This window comes from Paracoccus broussonetiae (genome assembly GCF_031854425.1).
In the GTDB taxonomy this organism is placed as follows: domain Bacteria; phylum Pseudomonadota; class Alphaproteobacteria; order Rhodobacterales; family Rhodobacteraceae; genus Paracoccus; species Paracoccus broussonetiae.
In genome coordinates this window covers 282,855-302,609 of sequence record NZ_JAVRQI010000001.1, presented here as the reverse complement: position 1 = coordinate 302,609, position 19,755 = coordinate 282,855, and the positions used below count along the sequence as shown (strand labels likewise).

General features: G+C 66.4%; 18 protein-coding genes. 13 read left to right on the top strand and 5 right to left on the bottom strand.

The annotated features are described in order from the left end of the window. The first annotated feature begins 105 nt into the window (after nucleotides 1–105). The 7 genes from RM190_RS01535 to RM190_RS01505 all read left to right on the top strand — a co-directional run bounded on the left by RM190_RS01535 (nucleotide 106) and on the right by RM190_RS01505 (nucleotide 6,742). Nucleotides 106–2,949 (top strand): monovalent cation/H+ antiporter subunit A, encoded by a 2,844-nt coding sequence (locus tag RM190_RS01535; RefSeq protein WP_311757615.1) that lies wholly within the window; start codon nucleotides 106–108, stop codon nucleotides 2,947–2,949. Further along, entirely contained in the window at nucleotides 2,949–3,320 is a 372-nt protein-coding gene (locus RM190_RS01530) for a Na+/H+ antiporter subunit C (protein WP_311757614.1), read from the top strand. The genes RM190_RS01535 and RM190_RS01530 overlap by 1 nt, the downstream gene beginning before the upstream one ends. Next, a complete protein-coding gene (locus RM190_RS01525; protein ID WP_311757613.1) occupies nucleotides 3,317–4,912 on the top strand; it encodes a monovalent cation/H+ antiporter subunit D in 1,596 nt (531 codons plus the stop codon). The genes RM190_RS01530 and RM190_RS01525 overlap by 4 nt, the downstream gene beginning before the upstream one ends. Then, nucleotides 4,909–5,400, top strand: a complete 492-nt coding sequence (locus RM190_RS01520; RefSeq protein ID WP_311757612.1) for a Na+/H+ antiporter subunit E — start codon at nucleotides 4,909–4,911, stop codon at nucleotides 5,398–5,400. The genes RM190_RS01525 and RM190_RS01520 overlap by 4 nt, the downstream gene beginning before the upstream one ends. After that, a complete protein-coding gene (locus tag RM190_RS01515; protein WP_311757611.1) occupies nucleotides 5,397–5,666 on the top strand; it encodes a K+/H+ antiporter subunit F in 270 nt (89 codons plus the stop codon). The genes RM190_RS01520 and RM190_RS01515 overlap by 4 nt, the downstream gene beginning before the upstream one ends. 9 nt (nucleotides 5,667–5,675) lie before the next feature. Then, on the top strand, nucleotides 5,676–6,053 hold the full coding sequence (locus RM190_RS01510; protein WP_311757610.1) for a Na+/H+ antiporter subunit G: 378 nt from the start codon (nucleotides 5,676–5,678) through the stop codon (nucleotides 6,051–6,053). Between the two features lie 104 nt (nucleotides 6,054–6,157). After that, complete coding sequence (locus tag RM190_RS01505; protein WP_311757609.1) at nucleotides 6,158–6,742, top strand: CAP domain-containing protein; 585 nt, start codon at nucleotides 6,158–6,160, stop codon at nucleotides 6,740–6,742. A 60-nt stretch (nucleotides 6,743–6,802) separates the two neighbouring features. Here RM190_RS01505 and dapA read toward each other — a convergent pair whose 3' ends face one another. Continuing rightward, the gene (gene dapA, locus RM190_RS01500) at nucleotides 6,803–7,678 is read right to left on the bottom strand and encodes a 4-hydroxy-tetrahydrodipicolinate synthase (protein ID WP_311757608.1); all 876 of its coding nucleotides are present in this window, start codon (nucleotides 7,676–7,678) and stop codon (nucleotides 6,803–6,805) included. A gap of 103 nt (nucleotides 7,679–7,781) precedes the next feature. Here dapA and RM190_RS01495 point away from each other — a divergent pair, with 103 nt between their 5' ends. Next, nucleotides 7,782–9,962, top strand: a complete 2,181-nt coding sequence (locus tag RM190_RS01495) for a lytic transglycosylase domain-containing protein (protein ID WP_311757607.1) — start codon at nucleotides 7,782–7,784, stop codon at nucleotides 9,960–9,962. Here RM190_RS01495 and RM190_RS01490 read toward each other — a convergent pair. The 4 genes from RM190_RS01490 to RM190_RS01475 form a co-directional block, all read right to left on the bottom strand. Beyond that, on the bottom strand, nucleotides 9,916–10,857 hold the full coding sequence (locus tag RM190_RS01490; protein WP_311757606.1) for a DMT family transporter: 942 nt from the start codon (nucleotides 10,855–10,857) through the stop codon (nucleotides 9,916–9,918). The genes RM190_RS01495 and RM190_RS01490 overlap by 47 nt on opposite strands. Nucleotides 10,858–10,914: 57 nt before the next feature. Further along, nucleotides 10,915–11,703 (bottom strand): inositol monophosphatase family protein, encoded by a 789-nt coding sequence (locus RM190_RS01485; RefSeq protein ID WP_311757605.1) that lies wholly within the window; start codon nucleotides 11,701–11,703, stop codon nucleotides 10,915–10,917. Nucleotides 11,704–11,765: 62 nt separating this feature from the next. Beyond that, nucleotides 11,766–12,476: a GntR family transcriptional regulator gene (locus RM190_RS01480; protein ID WP_311757604.1), complete on the bottom strand. Its 711-nt coding sequence runs from the start codon at nucleotides 12,474–12,476 to the stop codon at nucleotides 11,766–11,768. Next, nucleotides 12,473–13,834, bottom strand: a complete 1,362-nt coding sequence (locus tag RM190_RS01475) for a formimidoylglutamate deiminase (RefSeq protein ID WP_311757603.1) — start codon at nucleotides 13,832–13,834, stop codon at nucleotides 12,473–12,475. Before RM190_RS01475 ends, RM190_RS01480 begins: the two co-directional genes overlap by 4 nt. Nucleotides 13,835–13,962: 128 nt before the next feature. Here RM190_RS01475 and hutI point away from each other — a divergent pair, with 128 nt between their 5' ends. The 5 genes from hutI to RM190_RS01450 are packed head-to-tail and all read left to right on the top strand — an operon-like array spanning nucleotide 13,963 to nucleotide 19,750. Then, the gene (gene hutI / locus RM190_RS01470; RefSeq protein WP_390907732.1) at nucleotides 13,963–15,132 is read left to right on the top strand and encodes an imidazolonepropionase; all 1,170 of its coding nucleotides are present in this window, start codon (nucleotides 13,963–13,965) and stop codon (nucleotides 15,130–15,132) included. Then, nucleotides 15,125–16,666, top strand: coding sequence for a histidine ammonia-lyase (gene hutH / locus RM190_RS01465; protein ID WP_311757601.1), 1,542 nt, complete (start codon nucleotides 15,125–15,127; stop codon nucleotides 16,664–16,666). The genes hutI and hutH overlap by 8 nt, the downstream gene beginning before the upstream one ends. Next, nucleotides 16,663–17,454 carry an N-formylglutamate deformylase gene (hutG, locus tag RM190_RS01460; RefSeq protein ID WP_311757600.1) on the top strand — a complete coding sequence of 264 codons (792 nt, stop codon included), beginning with the start codon at nucleotides 16,663–16,665 and terminating at the stop codon, nucleotides 17,452–17,454. Before hutH ends, hutG begins: the two co-directional genes overlap by 4 nt. Then, the gene (locus tag RM190_RS01455) at nucleotides 17,451–18,599 is read left to right on the top strand and encodes a CaiB/BaiF CoA transferase family protein (protein WP_311757599.1); all 1,149 of its coding nucleotides are present in this window, start codon (nucleotides 17,451–17,453) and stop codon (nucleotides 18,597–18,599) included. The genes hutG and RM190_RS01455 overlap by 4 nt, the downstream gene beginning before the upstream one ends. Then, nucleotides 18,596–19,750 carry an acyl-CoA dehydrogenase family protein gene (locus RM190_RS01450; RefSeq protein ID WP_311757598.1) on the top strand — a complete coding sequence of 385 codons (1,155 nt, stop codon included), beginning with the start codon at nucleotides 18,596–18,598 and terminating at the stop codon, nucleotides 19,748–19,750. The genes RM190_RS01455 and RM190_RS01450 overlap by 4 nt, the downstream gene beginning before the upstream one ends. Nucleotides 19,751–19,755 lie beyond the last annotated feature (5 nt).

Genomic DNA, 19,755 nt, shown 5'->3' with positions numbered 1-19,755 from the left:
GATGGTTAGCACGAAAGGCGAACATCGCCTAGCCGCAAGTTCGACTTCGGGTTGACATTGCGGGACCGTCTCAAGGACATAAGGGCGCAGCCGGAAAGAGGATCCATGTCGCCCGCACTCATCGCCGCCCTGCCTTTCATCGGCGCATTGCTGCCGGGCCTGTTGATCCGTTCCGGACGGGACGTCGCCGCGATCTCTTGCGCCACGGCGACCGCCGCGGCACTGCTGGGACTGTGCCTGCACATCCCGGCGATTCTGGCCGGAGAGGTCGTGACCGCCCGGTTCGAATGGTTGCCGCAACTTGGGCTGAATGCGAATTTCCGCATCGATGGACTGGGCCTGCTGTTCGGGATCCTGATCCTGGGGATCGGCCTGCTCATCATCGCCTATGCGCGCTTCTACCTGTCGCGGCGAGATCCGGTCGGGGTCTTTTATACCTATCTGATGCTGTTCCAGGGCGCGATGATGGGCATCGTGCTGTCCGACAACATCCTGCTGCTGCTGGTTTTCTGGGAGCTGACCTCGCTCTCGTCCTTCCTTCTGATCGGCTATTGGAAGCACCTTCCCGAAGGGCGGCAGGGCGCGCGCATGGCGCTGACCGTGACTGGCCTCGGCGGGCTGGCCATGATCGCGGGGATGCTGATCCTGGGGAATATCGCGGGCAGCTATGACATCTCGGACATTCTGAACGCGCGCGAGGCGATTCAGGCCAGCCCGCTTTATCTGCCCGCCTTGCTGCTGATCCTGCTGGGCGCCTTTACCAAATCGGCGCAGTTCCCGTTCCATTTCTGGCTGCCGCACGCGATGGCCGCGCCGACCCCTGTTTCGGCCTATCTGCATTCGGCGACGATGGTGAAGGCAGGGCTGTTCCTGCTGGCGCGGCTTTGGCCGGTGCTTTCGGGCACGCCGGAATGGTTCTACATCGTCGCGACCACCGGCCTTGTCACCATGATCATCGGCGCGTGGATCGCGCTGTTCCGGGACGATCTGAAATCGCTTCTCGCCTTCTCGACCGTGTCGCATCTGGGCCTGATCACCATGCTTCTGGGCTTCGGGACCGAGAGCGCGGCGGTGGCGGCGGTGTTTCACATCATCAACCACGCGACCTTCAAGGCCGCGCTGTTCATGACCGCCGGGATCATCGACCACGAGGCCGGGACACGCTCGATTGCCCGGCTTGGCGGCCTCAGGCGGTTGATGCCGGTCACGTTCCTGATCGGGACCATCGCGGCACTGTCGATGGCGGGCATTCCGCCCCTGAACGGCTTCCTGTCGAAAGAGATGATGCTTGAGGGCGCAACCCGCACCGACTGGGCGGGCAATGGCAGCCTGGTCTTTGTCATGGTGACGCTTGGCGCGATCTTCTCGGTCGCCTATTCGCTGCGCCTGATCTGGCACGTCTTCCTGGGCCCCGAGCGTCACGATTACCCCCACAAGCCGCATGATCCCGGTCTTGGGCTGATCGCGGGGCCCGCCATCCTTGCGGTGCTGGTGGTCCTGGTCGGGCTGTTCCCGAACACCATGGTCGGCTGGCTGGTCGATGCCTCGGCCGCGGCGGTCACGCAGGGCACACAACATCCGCATCTGGCGTTGTGGCACGGGATCACGCTGGCCTTGCTGCTGTCCGTCATCGCCATCGTTGGCGGCGCGCTGGTGCTGGCGCGCTATGCCGGGCTTGAGGCGCTGCGCGCACGATTCTGGCGACCCGATGCCAAGGTCATGTTCGACGCCCTGACCGACTGGTCGCTGCGCCTGTCGCACCGGCTGACGGACCGATTCACCAACGGCTCGATGGCGCGGGCCTTCGCGGCCTTTTCGCTGACGGTGCTGCTGTGCGGCGGCTGGGCGTTTTCGACCGGGGGTTACGGTGGTGCCTCCCGTCCGATGCTGCCGATCTCGGTGGTCCCGCTGGTCGGCTGGGTGCTGCTGATGGTCGCCACGGTGTGCATGGTCGCCTTTCACCGGCAGCGGGTGCTGGCGCTGGTCCTGGTCGGGATCATCGGGCTGATCGTCTCGGGTTGCTTCGTCTATCTATCCGCGCCCGACCTTGCCCTGACCCAGATCTCGGTCGAGGTGGTGACGATCATTCTGCTGCTGCTGGCGCTGAACTTCCTGCCCAAGCGCACGCTGCGCGAAAGCCGCGACGGCAAGCGCGGCTTCGACGCCTTCATCGCGGCGCTGACCGGGTTGGGCTTCGGCGGGCTTGCCTATGCCGTCATGCGCAGCGATTTCGCACTGCCTTCGATCGCGAATTACATGATCGAGAACAGCCACAAGCTGGGCGGAGGGGACAACGTCGTCAACGTCATCCTGGTCGACTTCCGCGGTTATGACACCTTTGGCGAGATCACCGTTCTTGGCATTGCCGCGCTGACCATCTTTGCCCTGACCGAAACGCTGCTTCTGGGCGCCAGCGGCCGGCGGCTGCGCAACTGGACCCATGACAGCCGCCGGGCGGGGGCGCGACACCCGCTGCTTCTGGTGGTCATCACCCGGCTGATCCTGCCAATGTCGCTGGTCGTCGGCCTGTATATCTTCCTGCGTGGCCACAACGCGCCAGGCGGGGGCTTCATCGCCGGGCTGGTGGTGGCCATCGCGCTTGTATCGCAATACATGGCCTCGGGCTTTGCCTGGGCGCAGGAACGCAACCACGTTCCCTATCACGCGCTGATTGGGGCGGGCGTGATCGCGGCAGGGGCGACCGGCATCGGCGCCTGGTTCGCGGGCGAGCCATTCCTGACCTCGGTCTATGGCTATGTGAAGCTGCCGGGGATCGAGAAGTTCGAGCTGGCCTCGGCGATGGGCTTCGATCTTGGCGTATTCCTGTGCGTTGTCGGCGCGGTGATGCTGGCGCTGAATTCGCTGTCGCGCATCGCCCGGCAGGCGGGAGAGACCGTCAATGCCGAGCCGATGGACATCAACCCCAGCCGATCCAAGGGAGGCCGCTGATGGAGCTTTTGCTGTCCAGCGCAATAGGGATGCTGACCGCGGCGGGCATCTATCTGATCCTGCGCCGCCGCAGCTTTGCGGTGGTGCTGGGCACCACCATGCTCAGCTATGCGATCAACCTGTTCCTGTTCTCGACCGGGCGACTGGTCGTTGATCGGCCCCCGATCCTGCAAGAGGGGGCGACCGCCTATACCGACCCCCTGCCGCAGGCACTGGTGCTGACCGCCATCGTCATCTCGTTCGGGATGACGGCAGTGACGGTGATGATGGCGCTTGGCGCCTTTCTGGAAGGGGGCGATGACCGCGTCGACATGCCCCGCGCCGACCGGGAACCGGATCTGGCCCGCAGCCGGGAAGACTTTCGCGCATGAGCCATGTCCTGATTGCTCCCGTCATCCTGCCGGCGGTCATCGGCGCGCTTATCATCCTGTGGATGCGGGCGGACCTGCTGTTGCAGCGCGTCTTTTCCATCGCGGGGACCGCGGCGCTGCTGGCGGTCGCGATCTATCTGAACGTGCTTGCCGCATCGGGCCAGGTCCAGGTCTATCGTCTGGGCGACTGGGCCGCGCCCTTCGGGATCGTGCTGATGCTGGACCGGTTGTCGGCGCTGATGGTCGCGCTGACGGCGACGCTGGCGCTGGCGGTGCAGCTTTACGCCTTTGGTTCGGGCTGGGACCGCAAGGGCTGGCATTTCCATGCGTTGTGGCAGTTCCAGCTGATGGGCGTCTGCGGCGCCTTCCTGACCGGTGACGCCTTCAACCTGTTCGTCTTCTTTGAGGTGCTGCTGATTGCCAGCTATGGGCTGATGATCCACGGTGGTGGACCGATGCGCCTGCGCGCGGGCGTGCAATACATTGCCTATAACCTGGCGGGCTCGACGCTGTTCCTGGTCGCGCTGGGGGTGCTTTACGCCGTCACCGGGACGCTGAACATGGCCGACATGGCGGCGCGCGTGGCGGTGATGCCGGTCGAGGATACGGCGCTGCTGAGGACCGGGGCGGTGTTGCTGATGCTGGTCTTCGCGATCAAGGCGTCGCTGGTGCCCCTGCATTTCTGGCTGCCTTCGACCTATGCCAACGCGCCGGGGCCGGTTGCGGCGCTGTTCGCGGTCATGACCAAGGTCGGGGTCTATGCGATCCTGCGCTTCTATACGCTGGTCTTTCCGCAGGACACCGTCATCGAATCCGTGGTCATGGACCTGCTGCTGCCCGCCGCGCTGTTCACGCTGGCGATCGGCCAGATCGGCATCATGGGCACGCGCAACCTGGGCCGGCTGGCGGCCTATGCCGCGATCGGGTCCGTCGGGACGCTGATGATTGCGGTGTCGCAATTCACGCCGCAGGGGACCACGGCGGCGATCTATTACATCATCCATTCGACCCTTGCCGGGGCGGCGCTGTTCCTGATCGTGGACATGATCGGCGCCCGGCGCGGCGACCTGTGGCTGCGTCTGGACACGGTGATGCCGGGCAATGCCCTGATCGGTGCGATGTTCTTTGTCACGGCCATCGCGGTGGTGGGAATGCCGCCCTTTTCCGGCTTCATCGGCAAGCTTCTGGTCCTGGACGCGACGCGCACCGCGCCGCAGGTGGTCTGGATCTGGGCGACGGTGCTGGTCTCATCCCTGATCGCGATCTACGGCATGGTCCGCGCCGGGTCGCTGGTCTTCTGGAAGCCCTATGGCCTGCAGGAGCGTCCGGTCCCGCATGAGCCCGCCCCCCTTCCCAGCCGAGGCAGGCGCATCCCGACCAAGCTGGAGCCGGACGAGCATATCCAGGATCTGGGAGATGCGGCCTCTCCGGCGCTGGCGGCGGTGGCGGTGGGCGCGTTGCTGGCGGGAATCGTCGCGCTGACGGTCTTTGCCGGGCCGGTGACGCAATTCGCGCGCGCGACGGCCGATCAGCTGCACAACCCCGCGCTTTACCTGCATGCGGTGCTGGAAGGGCAGGAGGGCACGAAATGATGCGCCGACTTTTGCCCCATCCCTATCTGTCGGTGACGCTGGCCGTGGTCTGGATGCTGCTGGTCAACCGCTGGGCGGTCGGCTCGCTGGTCTTTGCCGCAATGATCGGAATCGTGATTCCCTGGCTGACCGCGCCATATTGGCCGGACAGCGCCCGGCTGAAATCTCCGGGGCGGATTCCCGGCTATCTTGCTGTCGTGATCCTTGACATCGTCAAGGCCAACTTCGCCGTGGCGAAGATCGTGCTGTTCCTGCCGCGCCGCGCGCTGAAGCCCGCATGGATCGTCATCCCGCTGGAACTGCGCCAGCCCGAGGCGATCACCGCGCTTGCTGCCACGATCACCCTGACGCCCGGCACGCTGACATGCGATCTGTCGGCGGACGGGCAGGCGCTGCTGGTCCATTGCCTGCATGCCCCCGACCCGGATTCGGTCGTGGACGAGATCAAGACCCGCTACGAGGCCCGGCTGAAGGAGATCTTCGCATGATCGGCTATGCCCTTGCCTTTGCCTATGGCTGCTTCGGTCTGGCAATGCTGTTCTGCCTGTATCGCGTGGTGCGCGCTCCGGGGATCGCCGACCGGGTGCTGGCGCTGGACACGATGACGATCAACGCCATCGCACTGCTGGCGCTGTTCGGCATCGACAAGGGCACCGGCATGTATTTCGAGGCCTCGCTGCTGTTCGCGATGGTCGGCTTCATCTCGACCGTCGCCTATGGGAAATTCATCCTGCGCGGCGATATCATCGAATAGGGGGGCAGCATGGAGCTTTTGGCGGAAATCCTTGTCTCGGCACTGCTGGTGATCGGCGGCTTCTTCGGGCTGGTCGGTTCCTACGGGTTGGTCAAGCTGCCTGATCCGATGACCCGGCTGCATGCCCCGACCAAGGCCGCGACACTGGGCGTGGGGGCGGTCCTGATCGCGTCGCTGGTGTGGTTCCCGACGCAGGGGCAGGGCGTGACCTGGCACGAGCTGCTGATCACCCTGTTCCTGTTCCTGACGGCCCCCGTCACCGGCAATGTCATCGCCAAGGCGAACATGCACATGAACTGGCGCCCGGACGAGATCCCAGAGCCATCGCCGGGCCAGACATGGTCGACCTTCGACGACCCGGATCACGATGCCGGGCGTGGTCACTGACCCCGGCACGGTGCCTGGAAAAACCTTAAAATACCGTCGGTTCCATTTTCATACCGCTGCCGTCATGCCAGTTTCGCGCGACCTGGCAATTTCTGGATAGCATCATGGGGAAACTGACCCTTCTTGCCGCCTGTGCGGTGCTGGCGGCCTGCGCGCAGGCAGCGCTTTCGGCACCGGGGAGCGTGGCGGTCTCGACCAAATCGGCGATGCCGCGCGGCATCGTCAGGACCGACGGGCATGGCGCGGTTCCGGTTTCGGTCGCGGGGACGGCACAATGCCAAAGCCTTGACCGCGATCAGGCGCGCGCGGCGCTGACCCACAGCAACGCGGTGCGCGCGGCCGCCGGGCTTCCGGCGCTGCGCCTGAATGCCCGCCTGCAGCGCGCGGCCGAGCTTCAGGCCTGTGACATGGCCAGCCGGGGGGTGATGGATCATCGCGGCACATCCTCGACCGGGCCGGGAATGCGGGTCAAGCAACTGGGCTACAAGCCCCGGATCACGGCCGAGAACATCGCTGCCGGCGCATCCTCGATCTTCGACCTGAACGGCACGCTGAGCGAATGGGCGCGGTCCGAAAAGCACCGCGCGAACACGGTCATCCCCCAGCTGAAAGAGATGGGAATCGGTCACGCGCTGTCGCCCGATGGCCGCGTCGCCTATTGGTCGGTGGTCTATTCCGCGCCACGGTAAGGGCGGAACGAAAACGGCCGCCCCTTGGGCGGCCATTCGCGGTTGCGTTCTGGGCGATCCTCAGATCAGGCCGGCATGGGCCAGTGCGCTGTCGATCGCTGCCTTCGTCTCGTCCGTCAGGCCGACCAGCGGCAGGCGCACGCGGTCCGAGCACAGGCCCAGCTTCGACATCGCGTATTTCGCGCCCGAGACGCCCGGCTCCAGGAAGATCGCGATATGCAGCGGCATCAGGCGATCCTGGTATTCCAGCGCCTTGGTGTAATCGCCCGCGCGGGTCGCGGCCTGGAACTCGGCGCAGAGTTTCGGTGCCACGTTCGCGGTGACCGAGATGCAGCCGACCCCGCCATGCGCGTTGAAGCCAAGCGCGGTGTCGTCATTGCCCGAAAGCTGGACGAAATCCTTGCCGCAGGTCGCGCGCTGCATCGACACGCGTTCAAGCTTGCCGGTCGCGTCCTTGACGCCGATGATGCGCGGCAGCTTCGCCAGCTCGCCCATCGTTTCCGGGGTCATGTCGATGACCGAGCGGCCGGGGATGTTGTAGATGATGATCGGCAGCTCGCTCGCGTCGTGCAGAGCGGTGAAATGCGCGACCAACCCGATCTGGGTCGGCTTGTTGTAGTAGGGGGTCACGACCAGCGCGGCATCGGCGCCCGCGGCCTGCGCGTGCTGGACCAGCCCGATCGCCTCGCGCGTCGAGTTCGAGCCAGCGCCCGCGATGACCGGGATGCGCCCGGCCGAGACGCGGACGACCTCTTCCACGACCTGGCGGTGTTCGTCATGGCTCAGGGTCGGGCTTTCGCCGGTGGTGCCGACGGGCACCAGGCCGTCGCTTCCTTCCGAGATATGCCACTCGACCAGCTTCTTCAGCGCAGGGAGATCCACCTCCCCTTGGGGGGTGAATGGCGTGACCAGCGCGGGCAGAGAGCCTTTGAACATGACGGTATCCTGAGTTTGCATATCCGTCGGACTTACAGCCGGCAGGGCCGCTTGCCAAGGATGTGAGTTGCGCGGCCCTTCGCTTCCCCGCACAAAGGGGGCCATGATGTATCCTTTGCGCGACAGGATTCTGGTCTGGTCGCTGGCAGTCCTGCTGGCTGCCGGTCCGATCCCGGCTGTCGCCGAGGATGCCAAGGCCATCGCGCGGGCCCTGGCGGCGTCGGGCGCGCGGGACTGGACGACCGCCGCGACCGAAGCGGCGCGATCGGGTCCCATGGGGACGGCGCTGATCCAGTGGCAAAGGCTGCGGGCGGGGCAGGGAAGCTGGCCCGAATACCTGGCCTTTGCCCGTGCCCATCGCGACTGGCCCGGAATGGCGCTGCTGTATCGACGGGGCGATGCGCTGCTGCGTCCAGACCTGCCCCCGGCCGAGATCGTGGAGTGGTTCGGCGACCGCCAGCCCGATACCCTGGCCGGCGCCAAGGCGCTGATCACCGCGCTGAAGGCGACGGACCAGACGGCCGCGACGGCGGAACTTGCGCGGTTCTGGGGCAGCCAGCCGTTGAGCGATGCCGATAGCGAGAATTTCGTGGCCATCTATGGCGCGGAACTGAGGGGTCTGCACGATGCCCGGCTGGCCAGCCTGCTGGATCAGGGTGAATGGGCCGCGGCGCAGAAGCTGCTGCCCCTGGCTTCAGTCCCCGCGCAAGAGGTCGGCCGCGCGCGGATCGCGCTGCAGGCCGGACAGGCTGGTGTCGATGCGCTGATCCTGGCCCTGCCCGAACCGCAGCGGGATGATGCCGGACTGGCATTGGATCGGTTCCGCTGGCGCGCGCGCGCGAAGATGCCCGACCTTGCCCGCGACCTGATGATCGAGCGTTCGACCAGCGCCGAGGCGCTGCGTGACCCTGCCGCATGGGCTGATGCGCGCGCCGATTACGCCCGCGCCGCGCTGCGCCGTTCCGACTGGGCGTTGGCCGAAAAGCTGGCCGCACCGCATTTCCTGCCCGAGGGCGACGAGTCCTTCATCGATCTGGAATGGATCGCGGGATATGCGGCGCTGAAACAGGGCGCATTCGACCGCGCGCTGGGGCATTTCAAACGACTTGAAGCGGGCGTGACCAGCCCGATTTCACTGGCCCGCGCATTCTATTGGCAGGGCCGCAGCCAAGAGGCTGCTGGGCGAACGGACGAGGCGCGGGCAGCCTATGGCCATGCCGCGACCTGGCAGACCGCCTATTACGGGCAGCTTGCCGCCGAAAAGCTGGGCCAGCCGATGCAGCCCGCGCTGGCGCAGCCGGGACTGGCCGCAGACAGCCTGCCCGACTGGCGGGGCAGCAAGCTGCGCTTTGACCCGGTCTGGCAGGCGGGCGTCTGGCTGCTGGCGGCAGGGGATACCGATCAGGCGGGGCGCTTCTTCCTGCATCTGGCCGAGACCGCCGACCCCGAGGATATCGGGCGCATGGCCCGGCTGATGCTTGAGGTGCGTCGTCCCTGGTATGCCCTGCGACTGGCGAAGGCGGCGGCGGCCAAGGGCGTCATCTATCCCGCTGCCTATTTTCCGCTGACGGGTCTGGAAAAGACCACATTCGGCCTGCCGCCGGAACTGGTGATGGCGATTGCCCGGCGTGAAAGCGAATTCAACCACACGGTTTCGTCCCATGCCGGTGCGCTGGGGCTGATGCAGGTCATGCCCGAAACGGCCCGCGCGATGGCACGCAAGGTCGGCGAGCCATTCGAGCAGGGCCGCCTGACACAGGACGGGGCCTATAATGCGCGCCTCGGCTCGGCCTATCTGGCGGGGTTGCGGGAACGCTTCGGGATCTCGATCGCGCTGGTCAGCTCGGGCTATAATGCCGGGCCGGGGCGCCCGGCGCGCTGGCTTGATGATTTCGGCGACCTGCGCAGATCGGCCGATCCCGTCGACTGGGTCGAGATGATCCCGCTGGATGAAACCCGCAACTATGTCATGCGCGTGGCCGAGGCGCTGCCGATCTATCGCGCACGGATCATGGGCCATCCCGCGCCGATCGTGCCGACCTTCGACCTGACCGGGGGCGGCATGATGCCCGTGCCACCGCAGCCGCCGATCCGGCTGGCCTTCTCCAGTCGCCCGCCGATGTCGGCGCGCGCGCTGGCCTTCATGGGGGCAGGCGGGGTTCTGGCCGAGGTGGTCCGCCCCGCGCTTGTCATCGAAGAGGCAAGCGCCGCCGCAAGCCTGCCCGCTGGCGCGGCGATCAGCCCCGCGCTGCCTTCTCCCGCAGCCGAGACCGCCACCAGGTAAACAGCCCCGCGCCGACCACGATGGCCGCGCCGATGGCGACGTTCGGAGCCAGCGTTTCGCCGAAGATCACGACGCCGAAGATGCTGACCCAGACCAGCTGAGTATAGGAAAAGGGCTGCAGGGCCGAAGCCTCGGCGAATTCATAGGCCTTAATCAGCAGCATGTGCCCGACCGCGCCACAGAAGCAGAGGATCAGTAGCCAGGGCAGGTCGGCGCGCGCAATCGGCTGCCAATCCCCGATGCCGATCACCGTCATCGCTGCGGCGCCGCCCACCGCGGTCCAGAAAAAGCTGACCATGGCACCATCATCGCGCGCCACGAGCCGCGTCAGAAGGCCGTAAAGCGCGAACATACCGGCGGCAAGGAAGGGCAGGGCGGCCTCGGCCGTGAAGACCCCGCTTCCGGGTTTCAGCACGACGAGGATGCCCGCGAATCCGACCCCGACCGCGACCCAGCGCCGCCAGCCGACCTTCTCACCAAGGATCGGGCCGGACAGGGCCGAAATCAGCAGCGGGTAGCAGGCGAAAACCGCATGGGTGTTGATCAGGCCAAGGCGGACGAAGGCCTCGACCGTGACCACGACTTCGAGCGCCAGCAGGACGCCGCGAAAGATCTGCGTCACCGGCCGCCGGGTCCGCATCGCGGCCCGGATGCCGCCGGGCGCGCGGGCGCAAAGCACCAGCACGAAGGCCACGAAGAACCAGTAGCGCAGCATGATGATGAATGTCGGGGGATAGGCCGTGCCCAGATAGCGCGAAATCCCGTCCTGCGCCGCAAAGATCAGGGCGGAGGCGCAGATCATCAGGATCGCCTTGCCCTGGCGGTCTTCAGCCGTGGCAGCATTGGGCATGGCGGGCGGGGCCAAAGCAGGCCCCGTCTGGCTGTTCTTGGTCATGGCGGCTTTCCTGTGGTATGGCAGCCATGCGCCCGCTTGGGGCAAAGGTCAACCGGCTCAGTCGCGGCTGCGGATGATTTCCGCAAAGGGCTCGAACAACTGTGCATTGCCTGCGATGATCGAGCCGGATTCGACCGGGTTGTCCTCGGAGCGGATCGATTCGACGAAGCCACCCGCCTCTTTCACCAGCAGGATGCCCGCGGCGATGTCCCAGGACTTGATGCCGCGTTCCCAGTAGCCGTCGAAGCGACCCGTGGCGACATAGGCAAGGTCAAGCGATGCCGCGCCCCAGCGGCGCACGCCAGCAGTGACCGGCATCAGCCGGCTAAGGTCACGGATGGTCGCGGGCAGGGTGCCACGCCCACCGAAAGGCACGCCGGTCGCAAAGATCGATTCGATCATCTGGCGGCGGCCCGAGACGCGGATACGGCGGTCGTTCAGGAAGGCGCCATCGCCCTTTTCGGCGGTGAACATCTCGTCCTTGGCGGCGTCATAGACCACGGCCGCGACGATTTCGCCCTTATACTCCAACGCGATCGAGACGGCCCAGTGCGGCAGGCCGTGCAGGAAGTTGGTGGTGCCATCCAGCGGGTCGACGATCCAGCGGCGGGTGGGATCCTCGCCCGCCTCTTCGCCGGTCTCTTCGCCGATCCAGCCATAGTTCGGACGCGCGCCGCGCAGGTCTTCCTTGATGATCCGTTCGGCCTCGCGGTCGGCACGGGTGACGAAATCGCCCGCGCCCTTGACGCTGACCTGAAGGTTTTCGACCTCGCGGAAGTCCTTGACGAGACTGCGGCCCGCCTTGCGCGCGGCCTTGATCATGATGTTGAGATTGGCGCTGGCCATGGCTTTTCCTTTTTGGGATTGGGAAGCCTATTAGCCAAAGGGCCGCAAAAAGTGAAGCCGCACTAGGGGCTGGCCGTCAGGGAATAGCCGGGACGGAACGCAAGACGCACCGCGGTGATCGCGCCAAGGTCGTTCCAGGTGGTCCGTTGCAGGATCAGAAGCGCCGTTCCCTGCCGGGTATCGAGCAGCCGGGCGTCGCGCGCGTCGGCATTCTCGGCCCGGAACTCGATATCGGCCCGCAGCCAGGGAAAGTTGCGCACCAGCCATTCATTCGGGTTGATTCGCTGGAAATCGACCAGTTCGACGCCGGGGGCGGCGACGGGGTTGATCCAGCGATCCTCGACCTGGAAGGGCTTGGCGTCGCCGTAATGAACGGTCTGCAGATGGATCAGCATCCGGCCGGGGGGCAGGTCCATCCGCTGGGCCACCTCGTCCGGCGCCAGCGCTGTCTTTTGCGAGACGATGCGGTGGTGATAGATCATGCCCGCACCCTCGATCTGCTCGCGCACGATCGGGATGGTCAGCGTCGCCTTGCGCGCGGGGTTCACGGTGACACGCGTGCCCGCCCGGCGCTTGCGGTCCAGAAGCCCCTCATCTGCCAGCATTTGCAGGGCTTTGTTCACAGTGGCGCGGGCGACGCCGAACTCGATGGCCAGCGCCGCCTCGTCCGGGATGCGGTCGCCCTGGCGCCATTCGCGATCGACGATGCGCCGCCGGACCTCGGCCACGATGGCCTGTGCTTTCGAGGACGAGGGGGCGGGGCGGTCGTTCACATGCGCTCCTGCACGCGGGAAATGGCTGCCAGATATTCGGCCATGATCGCGTCACGCTCAAGGTGGCGGCCACCTTGGACCATGTGGCGGCCTGCGGACCAGACGTCGCTGACAAGCCCGTCGTGCCCGGCAAAGATCAGGCTGTCCAGCATCTGGTCTCCGTCGCGGCCGAACATTACCGGATTCTTCAGGTCCACGGCGCAAAGATCGGCCCAAAGCCCCGCGCGGATCGCGCCCGTTTCCCGGCCCGCCGCCGTCGCCCCGCCGTCAAGTCCGGCCTGATAGATGACGCGCCCTGTCGAGCGGTCCGGCCTGGCCAGGATCGCCCGGCCGCGGTCGCGCAGGCGCTGGCTGTATTCAAGGGTGCGCAGCTCTTCGACCAGCGAGATGCGGATATTGCTGTCCGAGCCGAAACCCAGCCGCCCGCCTGCCTCGGCCCAGATGGTGCCATTGAAGATGCCGTCGCCAAGGGATGATTCGGTGATCGGGCACAGGCCCGCGACAGCGCCAGTCGCGGCAAGGCGGCGGGTCTCGTCCTCGGTCATGTGCGTCAGGTGGATCAACGTCCAGCGCCGGTCGGGCCGATGGTTCTCAAGCAGCCATTCGACCGGGCGGCGGCCATAGGCGGCGCTGATCTCCTCGATCTCGGGGACCTGCTCGGCCAGGTGCATGTGCAGCGGGCGATCCGGGCGCAGGCTTTCGCACAGGCGCAAGCCTTCGGGCGAGACGGCACGCAGCGAATGCGGGGCAACCCCGATCCCGGCATCAGGGGGCAGCGTGGCCAGCGCGCGTTCGGCCCCCTCCAGCAGCCGCTGGAACTCGTCCGGATTGGTGCCGAAGCGATTCTGGCCGGGCGTCAAGGCGCGGCGGTCGACGCCGCCGAACTGGTAATGCACCGGCAGCAAGGTCAGGCCGATCCCGGTGCGGCTTGCGGCGGCGGCGACGCGTTCGGACATCTCGGCGATGTTGTCGTAATGCCCGCCGCCCGGCCGGTGGTGCAGGTAATGGAACTCGACATTGGTGGCATAGCCCGCCTCCAGCATCTCCATCTGGACGAGGGCCGCGATCGCCTCGACATCATCGGGCGTCAGATGGTCAAGGAAGCGGTACATGATCTGCCGCCATGTCCAGAAAGTGTCGCGCGGTTCCGGCCCCTTCGCCTCGCTGAGGCCCCCCATGGCGCGCTGAAAGGCGTGGCTGTGCAGGTTCGCAAGTGCCGGAAGCAGCAGGCCGACTCGATGTCCGGTGGGGGCGGTGCCGGGTTCGACCGCGGCAATGCGGCCCTGTTCGATCGTCACCGATACGTTTTCTGCCCAGCCCTCGGGCAGCAAGGCCCGCTCAGCCCAGATCCGCGCCATGTCGTTGCCCTTCTTTTCGCCAAAATAAGTTTAGACATAGAGTATAATTAAGTTTAGACATAAGCAAAGCAAGAAATCAATGCGGGAGCTTCGGCATGCTGCTTCTCACCCACGGAAGATTTGCCACCATGGACGCTGAATCAGGCGGTTACGGCCTGATCGAACAGGGCGCCGCAGTCCTTGGGGGCGGACGAATCATCTGGGTCGGGCAGGAAGCGGCGCTGCCCGCGGAATATACCACGCTTCCCCGCCATGATCTTGGCGGGCGGCTGGTCACGCCGGGGCTGGTCGATTGCCATACCCACATCGTCTTTGGCGGCGACCGGGCGCGCGAATTCGAGATGCGGCTGGAAGGCGCTAGCTATGAACAGATCGCGCGGGCTGGCGGTGGCATACTGTCCAGCGTCCGCGCGACGCGGGAAGCGGACGAACAGGCGCTGCTGGCCTCGGCCCTGCCGCGCGTCGACACGCTGCTGGCCGAAGGCGTCACCACGATCGAGATCAAGTCGGGCTATGGGCTGGATGTCGAAAGCGAGCTGAAGATGCTGCGCGTCGCGCGCCGGATCGGAGAGTTGCGCAAGGTGACCGTGCGCACCACCTGGCTGGCCGCCCATGCCCTGCCGCCGGAATACAAGGACGACCGCGCGGGGTATATCCGCGATGTCGTGATCGCCGGGATGGAGCGGGGCCATGCCGAGGGGCTGATCGATGCTGTCGATGGTTTCTGCGAGGGCATCGCCTTTTCCCGTGAAGAGATGGCGGGGATCTTTGACCACGCTGCGCGCCTTGACCTGCCGGTCAAGCTGCATGCCGAGCAGTTGTCCGATCTGGGCGGCGCGGCGATGGCGGCGCAGCATGGCGCGTTGTCCGCGGATCACCTGGAATGGCTGGGGCAGGACGGGATCGACGCGATGGCCGTCTCGGGCACCGTTGCGGTGTTGTTGCCCGGCGCCTTCTATACCCTGCGGGAAACGCAATATCCGCCGGTGCAGGCGCTGCGCGATGCCGGCGTCAGGATCGCTCTGGCGACCGATTGCAACCCCGGCACCTCGCCCATGACCTCGCTGCTGCTGACGATGAACATGGGGGCGACGCTGTTCCGCATGACGCCCACCGAATGCCTGACCGGCATGACGCGCCATGCCGCAGCGGCGCTGGGCCTGTCGGATCGTGGCGTGATCGCGCCCGGCCTGCGCGCCGATCTTGCTGTCTGGGACATCCAGCACCCGGCCGAACTGACCTATCGCATCGGCTTCAATCCCCTTCATACCCGCTTTGTCGGAGGCGAACTTGTCTGAACTGATCCTGACCCCCGGTGACACCACGCTGGTCCAGCTTGAAAAGGTGTGGCGCCAAGGACTTGCCGTCCGGCTGGCCGACAGCGCGCGGCCCGGTATCGCCGCATCCGCCGCGCGGATCGAGGCTGCCGCGAACGGCGCGGTCCCGGTCTATGGCGTGAATACCGGCTTCGGCAAGCTCGCCTCGATCAAGATCCGGTCCGAGGATACAGCGACACTGCAGCGCAACCTGATCCTGTCGCATTGCTGCGGCGTGGGCGAGCCGGTCGAACCGGAAACCGTGCGCCTGATCATGGTCCTGAAGCTCTTGTCGCTGGGCCGCGGCGCCTCGGGCGTGCGCCCCGAGGTCATCCAGCTGATCGAGGACATGCTGTCCCGCGGCGTCCTGCCCGTGATCCCCTCGCAGGGGTCGGTCGGCGCGTCGGGCGACCTTGCGCCGCTGGCGCATATGGCCGCCGCCATGCTGGGCGAGGGGCGCGCCACCTTTGACGGGCGCGAAACCTCGGGGGCCGAGGCGCTGGCTGCCGCTGGCCTGAAACCGGTCGTGCTGGCCGCGAAAGAGGGTCTGGCGCTGATCAACGGCACGCAGGCCTCGACCGCCTTCGCGCTGGCCGGGCTGTTCGACGCCCTTGCGGCGGCGCGCGCGGCACTGGTCACGTCCGCGCTGTCGACCGATGCGATCATGGGTTCGACCGCACCCTTCCTTGAAGAGATCCACACGCTGCGCGGCCATCGCGGCCAGATCGTCGCCGCCCGCGCCATCCGCGCGCTGATGGAGGGGTCAGAGATCCGCGAAAGCCACCGCGAGGGCGATACCCGCGTGCAGGATCCCTATTGCATCCGCTGCCAGCCGCAGGTCACCGGCGCCTGCATCGACCTGCTCTGGCAGGTCGCCCGCACGCTGGAGATCGAGGCGAATGCCGCGACCGACAACCCGTTGGTGCTGACCAGCGCCGACCTGATCGTCTCGGGCGGGAACTTCCATGCCGAGCCGGTGGCATTTGCCGCCGACCAGATCGCGCTGGCCATCGCCGAGATCGGCGCTATCTCGCAACGGCGCATCGCGCTGATGGTGGACCCGGCGCTGTCCCATGATCTGCCCCCCTTCCTGACCCCCGATCCGGGCCTGAATTCCGGCCTGATGATCGCCGAAGTCACCAGCGCCGCGCTGATGAGCGAGAACAAGCATCTGGCGAATCCCTGCTCGACCGACTCGACCCCGACTTCGGCCAATCAGGAGGATCACGTCAGCATGGCCGCGCATGGCGCGCGCCGGTTGAAGCGCATGAACGCGAACCTGGCCCATATTCTGGGGATCGAGGCGCTTTGCGCCGCGGCGGGGGTCGAGTTCCGGGCGCCGCTGGCGACCTCGGGCCCCTTGCAGGCGGTGATCGCAAAGCTGCGCGAGACCGTGCCCGCGCTGGATCAGGACCGCTACATGGCTCCCGATCTTGCCGAGGCCGCGCGGCTTGTCCGCGACGGCGTGCTGACCGGGACCGTCTCTGCCGACCTGCTGGCCGAGGTGGCGCTGTGAACCCCGTCGAAATTCACGAGGGGGAAGGCCCCGTCATCCTTGGCCTGCCCCATACCGGGACGTGGCTTCCCGAGGATGTCCGGGCCAGGCTGAACCCGCGCGGGCAGGTGCTGGCCGATACCGACTGGCATATCGAGCGGCTTTACGACGGGCTGCTGCCCGGCGTGACCACGGTGCGGGCGACTTTTCACCGCTATGTCATCGACGCAAATCGCGGGCCGGACGATGCAAGCCTTTACCCCGGTCAGAACACCACCGGGCTTGTCCCGGTCACCGATTTCGACGGCGACCCGATCTGGACCGAGGAACCCACGGCCGAAGAGATCGCGGACCGCAAGGCGCGTTTCCACGCCCCCTATCACGCCGCGCTTGACGCGCAGATCCAGCGGGTGCGGGCAAGGCATGGCGTGGCAATCCTTTATGATTGCCACTCGATCCGCAGCCATATCCCGTTCCTGTTCGAAGGCACGCTGCCCGACTTCAACATCGGCACGAACAGCGGTGCAGCCTGCGATCCGCGGATCGAGAAAGCTGTCTTCGACACCTGCGCCGCGACCGGGCGGACCCATGTGCTGAACGGTCGCTTCAAGGGCGGCTGGACGACGCGCCACTACGGACAGCCCGGTACTGGCGTCCACGCGATCCAGATGGAGCTGGCGCAATCCAGCCATCTCGCTACGGAAACGCCGCCCTTTGCCTATGACGAGGCCAAGGCCGAGGTGCTGCGCGTCACGCTGAAGGCGATCCTTGAACGCCTCGCGGCACTTGCGCCGGAGTTGCGCGCATGAAGCCGCTTTCGGGCATCCGCGTCCTCGACCTGTCCCGCGTGCTGGCGGGGCCGTATTGCACGGCCCTTCTGGCCGATCTGGGGGCCGAGATCATCAAGCTGGAGCCGCCGCAAGGCGACGACTATCGCCATATCGGCCCTTTCAAGGACGGCGAAAGCGCGCTGTTCACTTTGAACAATCGCGGCAAGCAAAGCATCGCGCTGGACCTGAAGGATCCTGCTGATCTGAAACTGGCGCAGGCCATGGCCGCCCGCGTCGACGTGGTGGTCGAGAATTTCCGTCCCGGCGTGGCCGAGCGGCTGGGTCTGGGGCCAAAGGCGCTGAGCGCGGCAAACCCGCGCCTTGTCTATTGCTCGATCTCGGGTTTCGGGCAGGAGGGGCCGTTCCGCGACCTGCCGGCCTATGATCTGGTGGTGCAGGCCATGTCCGGCCTGATGGCCGGAACCGGCGAAGAGGGTGGTCCGCCGCTGAAGACCGGCGAAAGCATCGCCGACCTGATCGCGGGCCTGTTCGCAAGCTGGTCGATCATGGCCGCCCTGGTCCAGCGCGACCGGACCGGGCAAGGCGCGGTGCTGGATGTCGCGATGTATGACGCGCTGTTCTCGATGCTGACGACCAGCCACGCGCTGCATCTTTACGCGGGCCAGTTGCCGCAGCGCGTCGGGAACCGCCATCCGCTGTCGACGCCCTTCGGCTGCTTCGCGACCCGCGACGGACAGGTGGTCATCGCGGTGCTGAACGCGCGCCAGTTCGCGACGCTTGCAACCCTGATCGGCACGCCCGAGGCAGCGTCGGATCCGCGTTTTGCCAGTGACGAAAGCCGCACGACACATGAATCCGCGCTGAAGGCGCTGATCGAGAACTGGTCGCGCGCCCTGTCGACCGAAGAGGCTGTCTCGGCGCTGGCCGGGGCGGGCCTGCCAGCTGCGCCGATCTGGGACATCGCGCGGGCAGCCGGGAACGAACACGCGCTGGCGCGGGGGCTGGTCAGCAGCCTGCCGCATCATCTGCTGGGCATGGCGCCGACCATCGGCCAGCCGGTGCGCTTCGACGGCGAAAAGCCCGTCGCGGCACATTCGTCCCCGGCGTTGGGCGGCGACCGCGCGGCGATCCTGCGCGATCTTGGACTGGAGGAGATGGCATGAACGACGACTGGCACATGCTGGCCGAGGAGGAGCGGCTGTTCAGCGACATGCTGGAACGGATCTGTGCCGAACAGATCGCGCCGAAGGCTGCCGAGACCGACGAAAACTCGACCTTTGTCCATGCGCAACTGGTCACGCTGGCCGAGGCCGGGATGTTTGGGGCGAACCTGCCCGAGGAATATGGCGGCAGCGGCATTTCTGCCCCGGCCCTGCTGCGTGCGGTGGCGATTGTCGCGGGGGCCTGCGGGTCGACCGCCTCGGCCCTGACGGCGCATTACCTTGCGACCGACTCGATCCTGCTGGGCGGAACCGAGGCGCAGAAGCAGGAATGGCTGCCCCGCGCGGCCAGTGGCGAGGCATTGGGGGCCTTCGCCCTGACCGAGCCGACCGCCGGTTCCGATCCCGCCGACATGAAGACCCGCGCCCGCCGCACGCCGGAAGGCTGGCATCTGAAGGGCACGAAATGCTTCATCTCGAATGGCGGAGTGGCGGATTTCATCGTCGTCTATGCCGTGACCGATCCCGACAAGGGCCATCGCGGCATCTCGGCCTTCATCCTGCCGAAAGGGACGCCGGGGCTGGAGCCGGGCGCGCCCGAGCGGACGATGGGGCTGAAGGGCGGCCATGTCTTCACCCTGAACATCGACTGCCACCTGCCTGGCGACGCGCTGCTGGGCGAAGAGGGCAAGGGTTTCCGCACCGCCATGCAGGTGCTGGACAATGGCCGGATCGAGGTCGCGGCCCAATGCCTCGGCCTTGCCGAAGCCGCGATGAAGGCCGCGATCGGCTATGCCAAGGACCGCGTCATCGGTGGCCAGCTTCTCAGCGACCGACAGGGCATCCGGTGGATGATCGCGGATATGGGGCTGGCCTATCGTCAGGCGCTGCTGCTGTCTCAGGACGCGGCGCGCCAGCGTCAGGCGGCTCATCATGGCGGCGGGCGCTTTTCGCTCGCTTCGTCGATGGCCAAGCTTGCCGCCTCCGAGGCGGCGGGCAAGATCGCCGACACCGCGCTTCAATTGCTGGGCGGCTATGGCTATACCCGCGACTTCCCCATCGAACGCATCAACCGCGACCTGCGCATCATGCGCATCTACGAAGGGTCGTCGGAAATTCAACGCATCATCATTTCCGGCAATATGCTGGCCTGACCGAG